This window comes from Streptococcus plurextorum DSM 22810 (assembly GCF_000423745.1).
GTDB classification, from domain to species: domain Bacteria; phylum Bacillota; class Bacilli; order Lactobacillales; family Streptococcaceae; genus Streptococcus; species Streptococcus plurextorum.
Genome location: NZ_AUIO01000003.1, coordinates 1 through 17868, shown reverse-complemented (window position 1 = coordinate 17868; position 17868 = coordinate 1). Strand labels below are relative to the sequence as shown.

At 40.7% G+C, this 17868-nt stretch carries 13 protein-coding genes and 3 pseudogenes; 1 reads left to right on the top strand and 15 read right to left on the bottom strand.

Features of this window, described 5'->3' with window-relative positions:
• Positions 1 to 82: 82 nt before the first annotated feature.
• On the bottom strand, positions 83 to 214 hold the full coding sequence (locus G575_RS11855) for a DUF4044 domain-containing protein (RefSeq protein WP_083958826.1): 132 nt from the start codon (positions 212 to 214) through the stop codon (positions 83 to 85).
• Positions 215 to 361: 147 nt separating this feature from the next.
• On the opposite strand from G575_RS11855, the gene G575_RS0103115 reads away from it, so the two are divergent.
• Complete coding sequence (locus G575_RS0103115; RefSeq protein WP_027971410.1) at positions 362 to 1612, top strand: aminopeptidase; 1251 nt, start codon at positions 362 to 364, stop codon at positions 1610 to 1612.
• A 205-nt stretch (positions 1613 to 1817) separates the two neighbouring features.
• On the opposite strand, the gene asnA is transcribed toward G575_RS0103115, so the two are convergent.
• The 14 genes and pseudogenes from asnA to cadX form a co-directional block, all read right to left on the bottom strand.
• Entirely contained in the window at positions 1818 to 2810 is a 993-nt protein-coding gene (gene asnA / locus G575_RS0103110; RefSeq protein WP_027971409.1) for an aspartate--ammonia ligase, read from the bottom strand.
• A 221-nt stretch (positions 2811 to 3031) separates the two neighbouring features.
• Complete coding sequence (gene aguB, locus G575_RS0103105; RefSeq protein ID WP_027971408.1) at positions 3032 to 3907, bottom strand: N-carbamoylputrescine amidase; 876 nt, start codon at positions 3905 to 3907, stop codon at positions 3032 to 3034.
• Positions 3904 to 5007 (bottom strand): agmatine deiminase, encoded by a 1104-nt coding sequence (gene aguA / locus G575_RS0103100; protein WP_027971407.1) that lies wholly within the window; start codon positions 5005 to 5007, stop codon positions 3904 to 3906. Before aguA ends, aguB begins: the two co-directional genes overlap by 4 nt.
• Positions 5004 to 6131: a carboxynorspermidine decarboxylase gene (nspC, locus tag G575_RS0103095; RefSeq protein WP_027971406.1), complete on the bottom strand. Its 1128-nt coding sequence runs from the start codon at positions 6129 to 6131 to the stop codon at positions 5004 to 5006. The genes aguA and nspC overlap by 4 nt, the downstream gene beginning before the upstream one ends.
• On the bottom strand, positions 6132 to 7391 hold the full coding sequence (locus tag G575_RS0103090) for a saccharopine dehydrogenase family protein (protein WP_027971405.1): 1260 nt from the start codon (positions 7389 to 7391) through the stop codon (positions 6132 to 6134).
• Positions 7391 to 8248 (bottom strand): polyamine aminopropyltransferase, encoded by an 858-nt coding sequence (gene speE, locus G575_RS0103085; protein ID WP_027971404.1) that lies wholly within the window; start codon positions 8246 to 8248, stop codon positions 7391 to 7393. The genes G575_RS0103090 and speE overlap by 1 nt, the downstream gene beginning before the upstream one ends.
• A pseudogene (locus tag G575_RS11060) lies at positions 8248 to 9699 on the bottom strand (aminotransferase class I/II-fold pyridoxal phosphate-dependent enzyme). The gene speE and the pseudogene G575_RS11060 overlap by 1 nt, the downstream one beginning before the upstream one ends.
• A 527-nt stretch (positions 9700 to 10226) precedes the next feature.
• Entirely contained in the window at positions 10227 to 11900 is a 1674-nt protein-coding gene (locus G575_RS0103075; protein WP_027971403.1) for a recombinase family protein, read from the bottom strand.
• A 503-nt stretch (positions 11901 to 12403) separates the two neighbouring features.
• A complete protein-coding gene (locus G575_RS0103060; protein WP_024378133.1) occupies positions 12404 to 12838 on the bottom strand; it encodes a hypothetical protein in 435 nt (144 codons plus the stop codon).
• A gap of 222 nt (positions 12839 to 13060) precedes the next feature.
• Complete coding sequence (locus G575_RS0103055; protein ID WP_027971402.1) at positions 13061 to 15187, bottom strand: heavy metal translocating P-type ATPase; 2127 nt, start codon at positions 15185 to 15187, stop codon at positions 13061 to 13063.
• Between the two features lie 19 nt (positions 15188 to 15206).
• Positions 15207 to 15344 (bottom strand): annotated as a pseudogene (locus G575_RS12575) (CopY/TcrY family copper transport repressor); the annotation flags it as partial.
• An 8-nt stretch (positions 15345 to 15352) separates the two neighbouring features.
• The gene (locus tag G575_RS12570; RefSeq protein ID WP_027971401.1) at positions 15353 to 16795 is read right to left on the bottom strand and encodes a multicopper oxidase family protein; all 1443 of its coding nucleotides are present in this window, start codon (positions 16793 to 16795) and stop codon (positions 15353 to 15355) included.
• Between the two features lie 17 nt (positions 16796 to 16812).
• On the bottom strand, positions 16813 to 17262 hold the full coding sequence (locus G575_RS0103045; RefSeq protein WP_027971400.1) for a CopY/TcrY family copper transport repressor: 450 nt from the start codon (positions 17260 to 17262) through the stop codon (positions 16813 to 16815).
• 463 nt (positions 17263 to 17725) lie between these two features.
• Positions 17726 to 17868 (bottom strand): annotated as a pseudogene (cadX, locus tag G575_RS11055) (Cd(II)/Zn(II)-sensing metalloregulatory transcriptional regulator CadX); the annotation flags it as partial.

Here is a 17868-nt window from a genome sequence, read left to right as displayed (position 1 = left end):
CAGAGCACGCATCTCGTCCTTCTTTCCTTTCTCTTTTCTTGATAAAAAGCAGAGCTTCTGCCCTGCTATTATCATCATTCAACTACCTTGAAAGAATATTGATGGCACTAAAAATCACTCCTCCAAGAGTGATAAAAATCATCAAAAGCACAACAAATTGTACTAAAATTTCGAATGCCGTTTTTTTACGCTTACCATTGTCCCCAAAGGCCATGTTCGTTCCTCTTCCTTGCTTAATACTTATCTATCTTACCATGAAAAGAGGCTTTAGGCAAACAATTGACCAGATTTTCCGTTGAGAATTTTCTTATATTATGCTAAAGTAAAAGGGTATCTATAAACACACAAAAAGGAGTTTTTCATGGTTTTACCTCATTTTGAAGAAAATTTAAAGAAATATGCAGACCTGCTTATTGTTAAGGGACTTGGTGTCAAAAAAGGCCATACCATTATCATGAATGTCGATGTGGAACAGGCTCAGTTTGCCCGTCTTTTGGTTCAATCTGCTTACGCCCATGGTGCGGCTGAAGTGGTGGTTGACTACCTAGATGACAACATCACTCGGGAAAAATTACTCCATGCCGATGAAGACCGCGTGGTTAATGTGGCTGATTATGTTGTGGCTAAGTCTGATTACTTCTTGGATAAAAAAGCTAGCCGTCTCTTTATCCGTTCTTCTGACCCAAATGCTTTTGCTGGTGTTGATCAAGACCGTTTGTCAAAAGCGCAACAAGCGACTTCTATGGCACTATCTAGACAACGTGAAGCCACTCAAGCAAACAAGGTCAGCTGGAATCTCGCAGCCGCTGCTGGCAAAGAATGGGCAGCTCTTGTCTTTCCAGATCTTGCGACTGAGGAAGAACAAGTCGATGCGCTTTGGGATGCTATCTTCAAGCTAAATCGTGTCTACGAAGCAGATCCAATCAAAGCTTGGGATGACCATCAAGCAAATTTAGTGGCAAAAGCAGAGCTCCTCAATAAATACCAATTTGATGCCTTGCATTACACCGCACCAGGTACTGACTTGACCCTGGGTATGCCTAAAAACCATCTTTGGGAAGCAGCTGGCTCAGTCAATGCTCAAGGAGAAGAGTTCATCGCTAACATGCCAACAGAAGAAGTCTTTACAGCGCCAGATTTCCGACGTGCGGAGGGCTATGTGTCATCCACAAAACCACTCAGCTACGCTGGAACAGTTATCGAAGGCATGAAGTTTACCTTTAAAGACGGTCAAATCACAGAAGTGACTGCTGAAAAAGGGGAAGAAACTATCAAAAAATTGGTGGAAGAAAGTAAAGGAGCACGCGCTCTTGGTGAGGTTGCCCTTGTACCACATAAAACACCAATTTCACTATCAGGTCTAACCTTCTTTAACACCTTATTTGATGAAAATGCTTCAAACCACTTGGCTATCGGTCAAGCCTATGCCTTTTCAATCGTCGGTGGTACTGAAATGACTCAAGAAGAACTAGAAGCTGCTGGACTTAACCGTTCGACAGCACACGTTGACTTCATGATTGGTTCAGAACACATGGATGTCGATGGTATCACTGCTGATGGGCAGGTTGTTCCTATCTTCCGTGGCGGTGAGTGGGCTGATTCTTTTAAATAAACCTATCACACTAAACTCCAGACCTCTACAGGACTGGGGTTTTCTATTGTCATCGAGAATCTGAGTTTCATCGCATCCATTATCTTTATTGACGATCGATAAATCTCTAACTAATCTTCGTGGGTTACTGGCACAAGAAAAGCACCCCAACCGTTAGATGTTATGCCTAACCTTTGGGGTGCCCTTTTAAATAAATAGCCTTTTATTATAAAATGTTATCAAAAGTATCTCTGACCTCTTTAGGCCAAACACTGGACTGAACCTCTCCGATGTGTTTTTTACGAAGCAAGAACATGGCTAGACGTGATTGACCAATGCCCCCACCAATAGACAACGGGAATTGACCATTTAAGAGTGATTTGTGCCACTCCAATTCAAGACGATCCTCATCCCCTGTAATCTTCACTTGACGTCTCAAGGCATCTTCATCCACTCGAATTCCCATTGAAGAAAGCTCAAAAGCAGTGCCTAACTGGTCATTCCAAACAAGAATATCACCATTTAGACCTTTATAGCCTCTCTCTGAATGACTTGTCCAGTCATCATAGTCAGGAGCACGGCCATCGTGTGGTTGCCCATCAGCCAATACACCTCCGATACCAATTAAAAAGACCGAGCCATATTCTTTACAAACTGCATTTTCACGTTCCTTTGGTGTCAAATCAGGATAACGCTCGACTAATTCTTCCGTATGGATAAAGGTAATTTGCTTTGGCAAAATGGATTCAATATCGTAGCGCGCTTCCACAGCTAGCTCCGTCAGACGAATCGCTTTATAAATTGATTCTACCGTTCTTTTCAGATAGGAGATATTGCGTTGCCCTTCTGGAATAACCTTTTCCCAGTCCCATTGATCCACATACACCGAATGAGTTGGGTCTAGTGAGTCTTCATCTGGACGCAGTGCCTTCATGTGTACAAAAAGCCCTTCTCCCTCATTGAAACCAAAACGAGCTAATGTATGACGTTTCCATTTGGCCAAGGAATGCACAACTTCAAAGGTATGATTTGGAATCAACTTAACCTTAACTGAAACAGGATTCTCAATACCAGAAAGATTATCTTGCATACCATCACCTACACGACTCAAAATAGGCCCTTGGACTTCAACTATTTCTAGCTTGTCCTTGAGGTATTGCGTGAACGTATTTTTGACAAAAGAAATCTCCTCTTGTTGGTGGATAAAGCTTTTTTCCATAAGTACCTCCTACTTGATTATAATACTCCAATTATACTCTCTTTGGTCTGAAAATAAAAGCCATTTTATCAGATTTTTGCAAAAAAGCATACGTTAATAAAGCATAACCCTACAATCAGACTCTTTTATCTTTCCAAATAACACTTAAAAGCGATGAATACTTCAAACGAAGAAGCCCCTCCTTATCGACTCAAAAATGAGCTAGTTAACCTAGCTCATTGTCATTCTATTATTTTCTTGTACAGGTTTGGCCGTCTATCTCGGAACAAGCCCCAAGCCAGTCGCTCACGTGCCCCTTTATCCAAATCGTAGGTTGCCAAAAGAATGTTTTCTTCTTCCCTGCCCGCTTCAGATAAAACGGCTCCTGTTTCATCTGTCACAAAGGAGGAACCGTAAAACTGCAAGCTTGATGATTGACCACCATTTTCCGTAGAGGGCTCTACTTCTTCCAAACCGATACGATTGGCTGCGATGACAGGCATAATATTGGCCGCTGCGTGTCCCTGCATGGTTCGTTGCCAGTGACCCTTGCTATCTGTATCCAGGATAGGCTCAGAGCCAATAGCTGTCGGATAAAAGAGGAGTTCCGCTCCATTTAATGCTAGGCAACGAGCGGTTTCTGGAAACCATTGGTCCCAACAGATACCGATTCCAATCCTAGCATAGCGGGTATTCCAGACCTTGAATCCAGTATTGCCCGGCGTAAAGTAAAACTTCTCCTGATAGTAATGGTCATCAGGGATGTGGGTCTTGCGGTAAACACCAAGCACAGTCCCATCTGCATCGATTACAGCGATTGAATTGTAAAGACTATTTCCATCCTTTTCATAGAAGGAAATGGGCAAAACCACCTGCAACTCTTTGGCTATAGGAATAAAGTGCTGAACTGCATCATTTTCCTCTACAGGTTTAGCATAGTCATAATAGTCATACTGGCGTTCCTGACAGAAATAGGGCCGCTCGAAGAGTTCGGGCAAAAGGATAATCTGTGCTCCTTGACCTGCTGCCTGCCTCACCAGACGCTCTGCAGTTGCCAGATTATCCGCTACCTCTTGACTGCACTGCATCTGCACAGCCGCCACAGTAACATTTCTCATTCTGTCTCCTTTCTAAAAGCAGGGATTTGCTGGGTAATACAATGAACATTTCCACCCCCCAGTAAGATGGATCGTGCAGGTATGCCGACGACTTTTCTGGTTGGAAATAGCGGAGCTAGTATCTCAAGTGCCACCGCATCATGCTTATCATCAAATTGCGGTACCAGGACCGCTCCGTTACTGATATAAAAATTGACATAGGAGGCCGCCAAGCGTTCGCCTGCCGTTCGTTCTTCTTCCCCCGCTTCATAGACATAGCCTGGCAAATCTTCTTCTGTTACCAAAATCGGCTGGCTAGGAATGGGCAATTTGTGAATGGTAAACCGACGTCCCTTAGCATCTGTGGCGTTTTCTAGGACTTCCAAGTCAGCCTTGGACATAGCATACTGTGGATCTGTCTCCTCATCTGTCCAAGCCAAGACTAGCTCAGCTGGGCCAACGAAGGCGGCTACATTATCAATGTGTTCATTGGTCTCATCCTGGTAAATCCCATAGGGGAGCCAGATGACTTTTTCTGCTCCAAGGCTATCTAACAAGACTTGCTCAATCTGGTCTTTGGTCAGGTGGGGATTTCGGCCTTGACTGAGTAGGCAGGACTCGGTGACAAGAATAGTACCTTCTCCGTCACTGTGAATAGCTCCGCCCTCAAGAACAAAGGGATGGGCATCATAGATAGGTAGACCAAGTGCTTGACTGAAACAATTAGCCACCTGATCATCGGCTGCATAGTCCTGATAGAGACCGTCATAGCTTCCGCCCCAGGCATTGAAAGACCAATCGACAGACAGAGCTCTGCCATTGCCATCCACTAAAATCGTCGGCCCTGTATCCCGAGCCCATGCGTCGTTTGTGGGAATGTCCAGATAGGTTACGTCATCACCCAGCATGGATTGGGCTTCCTCACGGTGAGCCTCATCTACCAAAAGATAGACCTGCTCGCTTTCAGCAATGGTTTTGATAACCTGGCTGAAGGCTTTTTTTGCCCCCTGACCATCGAAGGGCCATGAGCCAGGACGGGTCGGCCAAATCATGAGGGTCCCATGATGAGCCTCATATTCAGCTGGCATGCGGAATCCTGCTGCTTTGGGTGTTCCTATCATGATAACCTCCTCTTGAAATCATCATAGCCAAATTCCTTGATAATACGACAGTCACCTGTTTTATCCATGAGGGCTAGGCTAGGTAGTCCAATACCATTGAAGGTATTGTTTTTAACAAATGAATAGATGGCCATATCTTCAAAGTAGAGCCTCTCTCCAATCTCCACAGGCTTCTCAAAGGAATAGTCGCCGATGATGTCCCCCGTCAGACAGGTATTGGAAGACAGTCTGTAAGTATGGGACTTTTCACCAGCCTCAAAGCCATGGCGAAGCGGTGGGCGATAGGGCATCTCTAGGACATCTGGCATATGGCAGGTAGCCGATGCATCTAACACAAGCGTTTCAATGCCGTTTTCAACAATGTCCAATACTTCCGTCACCAAATAACCTGCATTGAGAGCAATGGCTTCTCCTGGCTCGATATAGACTTCTAGCTCATAGGTGGTTTGCATTCGTCGGATACAATCTGTCAAGACATCCAGTTTGTAGCCCTCACGGGTCACATGGTGGCCACCGCCCATGTTGAGCCATTTGAGATTATGAAGATAAGAACCGAATTTGGTCTCGACAGCATCCAAGGTGGTCTTGAGATCATCCGCATCTTGCTCACAGAGGGTGTGAAAATGCAGACCATCCACCAAGTCAAGCAAGTCTTCTGAAAACTGACTGATCCGAACACCAAAACGAGAGCCTGTTGCACAGGGATCGTAAAGAGCATGCTCGTCTTGAGTGGAGCATTCTGGATTGATCCGCAGACCAATACTCACTCCTGCTGCTCGGCATTTGTCCACGTGCTTACGGAGCTGACGCTCTGAATTAAAGACAATGTGGTCAGAAATCTCCAGAAGCTCATCCATGTCGCTATCCTTAAAGGCAGGAGCAAAGACATGGACTTCGCCGCCAAATTCCTCACGACCCAGCTTGGCTTCATAGAGACCTGAAGCAGTTGTTCCAGCCAAATATTGGCTAATCAAGGGGTAGGTGGCATACATGGAGAAGGCCTTTTGAGCCAAGAGGACCTTGCAACCTGTTTGGTCCTGAACGGACTTGAGAATTTCTAAATTTTTTACCAGCTTAGCCTCGTCAATGACATAGGCTGGTGTTGGGACTTGTTCTATTCTCATCTAGTCCACCAAAACAGGATTTTCTACTACCTGCCAAGGCAGACCATATTGATTGAGCAAGTCCATGAATGGATCTGGATCCAATTCTTCCAAGTTATAGACACCTGGTTTCTTCCAAGTCCCGTCCATAACCAGCTTGGTTCCAATCATAGCTGGCACACCAGTTGTGTAAGAAATAGCCTGTGAGCCAACTTCCCTGTAGCACTCTTGGTGGTCACAAACGTTGTAGATGTAAATGGTTTTCTCAACGCCGTCTTTAACACCAGTGAAAATACAGCCGATGTTAGTCTTGCCAACGGTACGTGGACCAAGGCTGGCTGGGTCTGGCAATAATGCCTTGAGGAATTGGATTGGCACCACTTCTTGACCATTGAAGTTGATTGGATCAGTTCGCAGGAGGCCAACATTTTCCAAACACTTCATGTGGGTCAAGTAAGATTGACCGAAGGTCATAAAGAAGCGAATGCGTTTGACACCTGGAATATTCTTAGCCAGGGATTCGATTTCTTCGTGGTGGAGGAGATACATATCTTTCTGACCCACTTCTGGGAAGTCATATTCTCGTTTGATCGACATAGCTTCGACTTCCACCCATTTGCCATTTTCCCAGTAGGAGCCTGGTGCTGAAACTTCACGCAAGTTGATTTCTGGGTTGAAGTTGGTCGCAAATGGATAACCATGGTCTCCACCGTTACAATCTAAGATGTCGATGTAATGAATTTCATCGAAATAATGCTTCAATGCGTAGGCTGAAAATACGCTGGTCACCCCTGGATCAAATCCGGATCCCAAAAGAGCGGTCAGCCCTGCTTTTTCAAAACGCTCCTTGTAAGCCCACTGCCAAGAGTAGTCAAAGTAGGCTGTAAAACCTTCTTCTGCACAGCGTTTTTCGTAAATAGCCCGCCACTCAGGGTCCTCGGTGTCCTCGCACTCATAGTTGGCCGTGTCGATGTAGTCCACGCCCGTCGCCAGACAAGCATCCATGATGGTCAGGTCTTGGTAGGGAAGGGCCACATTCAATACAGCTTTGGGCTGGTAGTTTTCGATCAAAGCGATTACTTCTTCTACCTTGTCCGCATCTACTTGGGCAGTTTCGATGTTGACGGAAGTTTTTCCTTCCAAGCTTGCTTTCAAGTCATCACACTTGGACTTGGTACGGCTGGCAATCATGACTTCCTTGAAGGTGTCTTCTGCCTGACAGACCTTGCTGATAGCTACTTGGGCAACTCCCCCACATCCAATCACTAATAAACGACTCATTATTTTTTCTCCTCTTCTTCTAAAATATCTTCAACATAACGGGGCAAGAGAAATGCTCCGATATGTAGGTTTGCTGTGTAGTATTCTGTGAACAACTGGCGTGCCTTCCATTTTTCCCGATTAAAATCATCGATAGGATGGTATTTTTTAGAGGCAAAGCCAAACAACCAATAACCTGCCGCACAGGTTGGAATATGGGCCTGATAAACCCGACTGATTGGAAAGGACTGACTGGCCTTTCGATGCATAGAGCGAAAGGCTGACTCATCCTCATCATAGAAAGGTGATCCATGCTGGTAAACCATGATACCGTCTTCTTTCAAAGCTCGGTAGGCATTGCCGTAAAATTCCTTGGTAAACAATCCTTCTGTGTGTCCAAATGGATCCGTCGCATCGTTGATGATGATGTCGTATTCATTTTCACAGTTGCGTAAGAAACGCAGACCGTCCTGCAAATAGACTTCCACCCGCTCATCTTCTAAGCCACTGGCAAAATCTGGGAAATACTGGCGACATACTTCTACTAGGAGCTCATCTGGCTCAACCACATCAATTCGCTCAATTTCAGGATACATACTGAAAACTTGGGCAACTCCGCCATCTCCCCCTCCCAAAATCAAGATTTTCTTAGGATTGGGATGGACTGCCATAGGAACGTGAGCAGCCATTTCATTATAGACAAAGTCATCGGCATCTGAAAAGAGGACACGGCCGTTGAGCGTTAGAATCTTCCCAAATGCTGGCGATTCCAAGACGGCAATATCTTGGTACTCACTTCTGCCTGCATAGAGCTGTCGGTTGGTACGAATAGATAATTTCACATCAGGTGTCTGTACTTCTGAAAACCACATTTCCATTAGCCCACCTCCTTGATAATATTGATATGATTGACATCTGGGTCTTCCGTTCCCTGAACAGAACAGCCTCTCTCCTTAGCAAAAATGATGTAATCAACAATTTCCTGGGTCACCCGTTCTCCTGGTGATAGGAGAGGAATACCTGGAGGGTAACACATGACAAATTCCCCGCAGACCTGACCAACTGCCTCCTGTAACGAGCGACTCTCCCGCTCAGCATAGAAGGCCTCTTGTGGTGATAAGACCAACTGTGGTTGGATATATTCGCCTGAAATCAAGTCTGAGCCATCTCGCGAATACAAACGCTTGATGTCAGCCAAAGCTCCCACTAGTCGCTCAATATCTTGCAGACGATCGCCGATTGAAATATAGGCCAGAATATTGCCAATATCACCAAATTCAATCTGAATATCGTATTCATCACGAAGGAGATCATACACTTCAATCCCCGTCAGACCGATACCTTGTGTATAGATGGATAGCTTGGTCACATCAAAATCATGAACAGTCTTTCCATCAATCAATTCCTTGGAATAGGCATAATAGCCACCGATTGCATTGATTTCACGGCGAGCGTATTCAGCCATTTCGATGACTTTTTCAAAGGATTCCTTGCCACGAAGGGCAAGATTTCTTCGAGAAATGTCCAAACTAGCCAGCAAAAGATAGGAAGCTGAGGTGGATTGGGTCAGGTTGATAATCTGGCGAACATATTCGACATTGACATCTGGCCCCACTAACAGTAAGGAGCTCTGCGTCAGACTCCCACCTGACTTGTGCATGGAAACAGCTGCCATATCTGCCTCCACATCCATAGCCGCCTCTGGCAATTGATCCGAAAAATGCAAATGAGCTCCATGAGCCTCATCTACTAGCACCTTCATACCCGCCTGATGGGCCATCTCTGTCAAACTTCTCAGGTCCTAGCAGATACCGTAATAGGTGGGATTATTGATGAGAACAGCCACGGCATCTGGATGTTCTTCAATCGCTTTTTGAAAATAATCCACTTCCAAGCCCAGAGCAATGCCGATTTGCTCCTGCACACTCATCTCCACATAGATGGGAATCGCACCGCACAAGACCAGGGCATTGAGAGCAGACTTGTGGACATTGCGAGGTAAAATGATTTTATCGCCCGCCTTACAAGTGGCCAAAATCATAGTCTGTACCGACGAAGTGGTTCCCCCAACCATAAGGAAGGCATGACTGGCTCCAAAAGCTTCTGCCGCTAGCTCCTCTGCTTCACGGATAATGGAAACAGGGTGTCCTAGATTGTCTAGGGGTTTCATTGAGTTGACATCGATTCCGACACACTTCTCACCCAGTAGTTCTACTAACTCTGGATTTCCCCGCCCCCGTTTGTGCCCAGGAACATCGAAAGGAACAATCCGTTTCTTCCTCAAGGTGACCAAACCCTCGTAAATCGGGGCTTGAGTTTGATTTTTCATGGAAAATCACTCCTTTGCTTGATTTGACTCCTCCTCTTTTTAACAAGTAAAAAGAGCAGGGAAAAATCCTGCTCTACAATCGCTATTGACGTTTTTTATTCTTCTCTTGAGTTTGTGTGCCTTCGTTTCCTACTCTCCAGTGCAAATATATACGTACTTTATTGACCGTTTCACAAGATGACGTGTGCTTTCACCACACTAAATTTGATACGAATTAGGAGCTAACTCCTAACATCAACTTATAAAATTCGAGCTTTTAACTCGATCAATAATGTGGCCTTTCAACCACGCTTCGGCATTCGACCCGCCTGTCCGTAGGCTTTGGTTATGATCAATAGCAGAGCTACTCATCCCATATAGGTCTGATATTTGCTAGAATAGGTTTAATAACTTTTCCTAGGCTCATTCATTCTATCACGAATGTTATGCTGACGCAAGTCAAAAATGTTCACTTTTTAAAAAAGTCCTTAACAATGATCCCCTTGATTTTCTAACTGGATATGTTTTCTGAATAAGGGAAAGAGAAGTTACTTGCGAATAAGCTTCACCACCGCCTCAACCGGTGTACTATTGTCCAAACTAATTTCTAAGTCTTCCTCAATGATTGGAAGCTTGAAATGAATGGCTTTTACCCAACGTCCTGCTTTATTTTTGTCATCATAAATTTCGACTTTTTCAATCAACATCTGACACAATCGCTTCTTGTCGATATCTTCCATGACGTCCATAAATGATGCAAAGTTAACTAATATTTTATAAATATTATCAGCGGTCATTTTATCTTTTAGGATTACCTCTCGTTTAGATTCACTTGTCTCAATTAGCATTTCTACATCTGATAATTTATCATAAATAGTATTTAATCTCATATCTAAATCAATTGACTTTTGCTGAAAATGAGGATCTTCAAAATTTAAGGAGTCAATCTGTTGGATTAAATTCATTTTAGTTGCACTTAATTGGCGAAAGAGACTTTTATATTGTTCAATTTCACTGTCTATCCTACTTGTATCAACCTGAATATTTATTTTCTCTTGCAGTTTTCGTGCAAAATCAGGTCTTGAAACTAACTTACTAATGATTGATAATACTTCATGGTCTAAATTTCCTGTTTTAAGCTGTTTATTAAATGTGCACTTATGACCATCTACATGTTTTCTATGTTTACAAGCATAGTAGTAATAGTTTTTATAGTATTCATCTTTCTTATTTTTATTTCGCTTGATACTTTTATTTCCATAAAGCCCAGCATTGCATAATGGACATTTTATCAACCCTGAAAGTATATAGATAGAATCGCCCTTGTTTGGATTCTCACGTTTATACTTATGGGCATTAGCTTCTCGTTTTTTCCTCACTTTTTTCCAAGTCTCATCGTCAATAATTGCTTCATGGATTCCGTCTGTTAGAATATAATTTTCAGACTGCGTGACTTTCGTTTCACCAGAAATTTTATCTCGAGTGCTTTCACGCCGTCCAAAAGCAATTTTTCCATTGTAAACTGGATTGTCTAAGATTCTTGCAATGCCACTTGATGAAAAATATGGAAGCGTACTATTGTGTCGAATTGGTTTCTTTATATCTAGGTTGGCTAAATGCTTGGCAATAGCTATAGTGCCCATATCACTGTTGGCAAATAAATCAAAAATCATCTTTACGGATTCAGCTTCTTCATGATTTACTTGTAATTGACCATTAACAAGGGAATATCCTACAGGCGCAAATCCACCATTCCATTGACCAGCTCTCGCTTTTTGTCTACGACCTTCCATAGCTTGAGAAATAATATTCTCTCTTTCCATTTCAGCAACTGCCGACAAGATCGTAATAACTAACTTTCCTGAATCCTTTGAACTATCCAGTCCATCATCAACGCAAATCAGATTTACACCATGAGATTCCATAATAGCTAGAGATTTTAAAGTATCCGCAGCATTCCGACCAAAACGTGATAATTTGAATACAAGTACATAGTCCACCTTATCTTTCTCTGCTTCGATGTCTGATATCATGTTCATAAATTCCGTTCGTCCTAGCATGGTTTTACCAGATTTCCCAGCGTCTTGATAGGTTTTCACAATCTCAATATCAAAAGCATTGGCATATTGCTGAATTTTTGCTTCTTGAGCATCTAATGAAAATCCTTCAACCTGCATAGTCGTAGATACCCTTGTATAGATATAGGCTTTCTTTCGCTTCATTTAATTTCTCCTTGAAAAGTTTGACCAAAAAATACCCTTATAATCTTAAGGGTATTTTAACTCTTTTTAGAAAAGAATACAAGCAACTACTCATCAGTATACAGGTTTTCTTCCTTGATTGGTAAATTTGAGCAATCAATGTTGTCTCCATATTTCAGAAGCATTTCTTCCAAAAATCTCACTAGTTCATCCATAGATGACCTCCAAGTGAAATTATTTGACTCTGATTCCTCATTACAAAAGGCAGAAGTAGTTGCTTGTAGAAATGTAAATCATGTAAGTTCATGATAAACTCCTTCTATAACTCAACTATATTCTGCCATTTTTTGGAAATTATAAAAAAACCGTTAATGAATTTGATATTAGTTTTAATTCCATGCAAAAATCTTCTTACAGAAGGTAAGAAGATTTTAGTTTTAAAACATTGTTAGATGTGTACTAGAAGTATATATACAGTACGATTAAACACAACTCTTGTCAACATTTTAAAAATTATTATCCACTTAAAAAATTGCCTCATTCATCAACTTCATTTCATAAGGAATTAGCTTTGAACTTATTTGCGAAATATTATCCTTTAGATATTGGATAATATTAGGATAACCAGTTAACTCCTCTGGTAATTTTACTTTCTTGACTGCTGAACAAGGTACCCCATAATCAATTAAGAATTGTAATCTTTCATCAACTTGTTCATTTTCTAATAAAGAAGCAAACACGCTATAGTCCCCGCACTTCATTTTTGATTGGCTAAAAACATATTTTTGAATAGAATCAACAACAGCAAGAAGCTTGGGAATCTCAAAATTTGCATCAGTTCTCTGAAATTTCAGCATATAATCGATAGCCCGATCCAAAGGATCTTTCTTATTTTTTTTAACATAGTAATCGTATTGTTCATAAATCAATTCTTTGAATGATAGATTTATATATTTCAAGGCTGTTACTGCTTTATTTTGACTATAGCCATACTCATCTCTATGCTTCAGGTACTTATATCCTAAAAATAATCAGTTCTATAATAAATTAAAAATCGTGTTGGTAGAAAAATCGTCTACTTCTACCAACACGATTTTACAAAGAGCCAGTACTTACATCTCTTTTTCTCCTGTAAAACTATTGTATCTTGATACTTTAATGAGTTTCAATCATTCGATCTGTTAACCGTTATTTTTGGGATCTAAATTTAATAAAATAGCATTAATGGCGACGATGACTGTTGACACAGACATTAGAATTGCTCCTAATGCAGGGCTAAATGTGATGCCAATAGGAGCCAAAATTCCTGCAGCTAGAGGGATAGCTATAAAGTTATAACCGGCTCCCCAAAAGAGATTTTGTTTCATTTTACGAGTTGTTTTGTGTGCTAATTCAATAAATGATTCAATATCTCCTGGATCAGATTGAGTCAATATGACATCAGCTGAATCCAACGCCACTTGAGTTCCAGCACCTATAGCTATACCAACATCTGCTAAGGCAAGAGAAGGAGCATCATTTACACCATCACCTACCATGATAACTTTCTTTCCTTCATCTTTAAGTGTTTTAACTAACTCATATTTGTCTTGTGGAGATTGATTTGATCTATATTCAATACCTAAATCTTCTGCCGCACTTTGAGCCGCTTCTTCATTATCACCTGTTGCCATAATTGGTTGAATATTGTTCTTTATAAGAGCTTTAATTAACTCTTTACTCGTTGGTTTTAATTCGTCCCCTAAAGCTACAGCGCCAATGGCGTCATCGTTTTCTACTAAGACACTAAGAGTTGCTCCTTTTGGAATATCCATATCAAGATTACGTCCATAGGCTTTTTGACTGATTAATTGGTAACGGTGCCCACCTGCTTTACCCTCTACTCCAGTACCGGAAATCATATCAATTGAATCAAAAGATGCTGGACGTATATCTTGCTGCTTAGCGAAACTTATAATTGATTGAGCAATCGGGTGGCTAGAGCCTCCTTCAATACCTGCCAGTAAGGCAATGATTTCCTCTTTATTATATTTGTTATTAAAAAGTTTAACGTCTAATACTTTAAACTCACCAGTTGTTAAAGTACCTGTTTTATCTAAAATCATCACATCTGCATCTGGAGCTATTTCTAAGGCTTGGCGGTCTTTCACTAGTAACCCACGACTGGCTCCTAAGCTTGTGCTACGGGCGGTGACCAATGGAATAGCCAGACCTAATGCGTGTGGACAAGCTATAACTAATGTCGTGATAGTAAAGATAACTGCCGTTGGGATATCTCCAATAACCATCCACACTACAAAAGCTATTAGTGCGACAATGACCGCAATATAGAAGAGCCACCCTGCAACCTTTTGAGCAATATTTTCTGCCCTGGAAGGCTGACTTTGAGCTTGGCTGATTAAATTCTGAACTTGAGAGATGAAGGATTGATCACCTGTCTCATTCACTTTAATATAAAGAACCCCTTCTCCATTTGTTGAGCCTCCGATTACTTCATCGCCAGGACCTTTTTTAACTGCTTTTGATTCTCCAGTCAAAAGAGCTTCATTCACACGTGATTCGCCACGCTCGATAGTTCCGTCTGCTGGCACATTTTCTCCGGCTTGAACACGAATTAAATCTCCTACCTGTAAGTCAGCAACTGGACGTATTTCAATTGAATCATCTTCTAACACAACGTGAGCATCTTTTGGTACCAACTTAGCCAATGCTGCTTGTGCGTCTCCTGCTTCTCCAATAGCTTTCATCTCAATCCAGTGACCTAATAACATGATTAATAATAATGAAGCAAATTCAAAGAAAAAGTCCATCACGTGTCCACCCGTTACGTAGGTAATGATAACAGCATAAATACTGTATAAATATGAAACACTTATACCTAAAGAAACTAGAGCCATCATTCCAGGTTCTTTTTGTTTAAATTCATCAACTGCGCCTTGATAGAATGGACGTCCACCATAAATAATTAATATAGTAGATAAAATAGCTACTACAATATCAGAATATGGAAAAGTAAACTGGAATGGTAGTTCAAATCCATACATAGGAGATAAGAGCATAATAATGATTCCTAGTGGCAATGATTTTAAGAAAAGTTCCTTAAAGTTACCGTGATGATGGTGTTCATGCCCTCCGTGCCCACTGTGGTCATGCCCACTGTGCCCGCTGTGATCATGCTCAGCATGATGTTCTTGATGTTGATTCTTATGGTCTCCATGTTCTTCCGTGCTTACGTACTCATGTTTTGAATGATCCATGTCGCCATGATTATGGTGACAGTGGGATAAATGTTTGTTATTATTGTTCATTTTAAATTCCTCCTTATTCTTAATGATGATGTAAATGACACTCGCATTGTCTTTCTGGACAATTGCAATCCACTTCTTCTACTGCGAAAGATTTTTTTATCTCTAATATTTTTTCTAGTCGATCTATATCATCGAAGCTTAAGACATGATCTTCAATATTATTTATTATTCTACTTTAATTTGTCCCATCATACCTGCTTCTTCATGTTCAAGAATGTGACAGTGGTACATATAAGTACCCTTCTTATTAAACTTAACTATAAGTCTTACTTTTTCGTTAGGCTCAATATATACAGTATCTTTCCATCCGCTCTCCTCTGGAGAAGGCGCATTACCGTTTCTTGATAGAATTTGAACCTGTGTGCCATGAATATGGAATGGGTGCCCCATTTCATGCATCATAGATCCTGGGTTTGTAATTTCCCAAATCTCTGTATCTCCAAGCTTCACTGTTTCATCAATTCTATTCATATCAAACTTTATACCGTTTATTGATACCATTTGACCCATACCTTGAAGCTCAAAGCTTCTTATCTTAGTAGCTTGTGCTTCTGACATTCTTTCTATATTCGTTAAAGTGCTAGGTACTTCAGTATCATCTTTCCCATCGCCTTTAACATTAAAGGTCATAATGGCTTCCTTATTACTCATAAGTGATAGCTGCGTTCCCTTTTCATACTTTGAAAAGTCCACTATTATCTCTGCTCTTTCCCCAGGTGATAACATAATATTTCTCTGGCTAACCGGTTTTTCTAAAAATCCACCATCAGATGCTATTTGATAGAATCCATCTCTATTATCTAACTTCAAATTAAAGTTACTTGCATTAGCACCATTAACTATTCTAAATCTCATCTTGACTCTATTAACCTCTAAATTAGGTTTAATAGCTCCGTTAACTATGATAGTATCCCCTGTTGCTCCATCCATCATATTTGTATTATAAATAAAACTGCCGTCCTTGCCAAAGCTTCTATCTTGAATTACTAAAGGTATATCATTTACTCCATATTCCTTAGGAATATTTAAGCTTTTTGATACTTCATCATCCACATAGAATAGTCCTGCTAAACCTTTATAAACTTGGGTAGCAGTATTTCCTCCAAAGTGCGGATGATACCACAATGTTGCATCCTGTTGATTTACTGTAAAACTAGGCTCCCAAGTTGTTCCTGGTTCAATTCCTTGATGAGGGCCCCCATCCTTTTCTCCTTCTACCTCTAGTCCATGCCAGTGAACTGTAGTTGCTTCTTTTAGCTTGTTATTTACGTGCACATTTACTTGCTCACCTTTACTTACTCTGATGACAGGGCCTAAGAAACTTCCGTTGTACCCCATAGTTCGTGTCTTGGTATTTGGTAAAAATGAAGTTTCTCTTTCTTGAGGTTCTAAAGTAAAATCCGCAATATTAGGATCTGGATTTTTATCCTCTAATAGTGGTGGTATAGGAAGTGTACTTTTTGTTTTACTTGTTTGAATATCTATATTAACTGCACTCTGGTTTATTTTAAAATAACTAATCATTGGTTCTAAAAGTGTAATATATCCAACTGCAGTTAATACGACTGTAAGTCCAATACCTAATAACATATGTTTATTCTTACTCATTTTTATTCCTCCTTATGTTAATGATGATGTAAATGACACTCGCATTGTCCTTCTGGACAATTGCAAGCCACTTCTTCTACTGCGAAAGATTTTTTTATCTCTAATATTTTCTCTAGTCGATCTATATCATCGAAGCTTAAGACATGATTTTCAATGATGCTTCCTATTACATTTCCGACTTTCTTATTGCAAATACGGTTAAAAATATCTTCTGCATAATCCCTTACGGCTTCTGTCTCTTCAATATTGGCAGTGTAAATAAACTTTCTACCTTCATGCTCTGTATTTAGTACGCCTTTTCCAACTAATCGACCTAAGATCGTTTTGATAGTGGATTGTGTCCAGTCCATTTTTTCTTGCATTACGGAAATGACTTTTTTACTAGTTACTCGATCATTTGCCCAAACTACACGCATGACTTCCCATTCTGCATCTGTGATGTAAGTATTAAATTCTATTGTGCTCATTCTCCTTCCTCCTGTTCGTCTACAAATGTAAACAAATATGTTTAAAATAAATTTACCATTGTAAACGAAATTTGTCAAGTCTTTTTATTAAATTCTCACTTTTTGGGGTCAGTCCCTTAAAACTGAAAGTTTTAAAATGAAATTAGCCATCTACCTATACTGTGAGATGAAGGCTACGACTCATTCTGATAAGTCATCGATTTCATTTGATGACAGGTTTGGAGCTGTTAGGCAAATTTGCCAAGGCTAATCATAGCCTTGCTTTAGCCCAAAAAAGACATCCAAGAGATTTCTCTTGAATGTCTGTAAACGCTGATATAATCGTAGGTCGCTTTGCTTTAAATTATACTTTTTTCTTAAACATTTGATACGAGTAGGTATTTCTTGTGAGTAATTTTCATCAAAAATTTCATATATAATCTTCCTATAATCATGGAAAAGTAGAAAGTAGTAAAAATAGTTGTTATCCTAGTTGATTAAAAAAATCTCTGATTTCCTCATCTTTTATAAAATAATATATAATTTTCCCCTCTCTTCTAGTGTCCAAGATGTTTTGATTGGCTAGTTTACGAAGATGGTGGGAGGCAGATGCCATACTGAGATTTA

Excerpts from the sequence above, each read along its gene's own strand:
- G575_RS11855 (WP_083958826.1), bottom strand. The coding sequence starts at position 214 with ATGGCCTTTGGGGACAATGGTAAGCGTAAAAAAACGGCATTCGAAATT.
- G575_RS0103115 (WP_027971410.1), top strand. The coding sequence starts at position 362 with ATGGTTTTACCTCATTTTGAAGAAAATTTAAAGAAATATGCAGACCTG.
- asnA (WP_027971409.1), bottom strand. The coding sequence starts at position 2,810 with ATGGAAAAAAGCTTTATCCACCAACAAGAGGAGATTTCTTTTGTCAAA.
- aguB (WP_027971408.1), bottom strand. The coding sequence starts at position 3,907 with ATGAGAAATGTTACTGTGGCGGCTGTGCAGATGCAGTGCAGTCAAGAG.
- aguA (WP_027971407.1), bottom strand. The coding sequence starts at position 5,007 with ATGATAGGAACACCCAAAGCAGCAGGATTCCGCATGCCAGCTGAATAT.
- nspC (WP_027971406.1), bottom strand. The coding sequence starts at position 6,131 with ATGAGAATAGAACAAGTCCCAACACCAGCCTATGTCATTGACGAGGCT.
- G575_RS0103090 (WP_027971405.1), bottom strand. The coding sequence starts at position 7,391 with ATGAGTCGTTTATTAGTGATTGGATGTGGGGGAGTTGCCCAAGTAGCT.
- speE (WP_027971404.1), bottom strand. The coding sequence starts at position 8,248 with ATGGAAATGTGGTTTTCAGAAGTACAGACACCTGATGTGAAATTATCT.
- G575_RS0103075 (WP_027971403.1), bottom strand. The coding sequence starts at position 11,900 with ATGAAGCGAAAGAAAGCCTATATCTATACAAGGGTATCTACGACTATG.
- G575_RS0103055 (WP_027971402.1), bottom strand. The coding sequence starts at position 15,187 with ATGAACAATAATAACAAACATTTATCCCACTGTCACCATAATCATGGC.
- G575_RS12570 (WP_027971401.1), bottom strand. The coding sequence starts at position 16,795 with ATGAGTAAGAATAAACATATGTTATTAGGTATTGGACTTACAGTCGTA.
- G575_RS0103045 (WP_027971400.1), bottom strand. The coding sequence starts at position 17,262 with ATGAGCACAATAGAATTTAATACTTACATCACAGATGCAGAATGGGAA.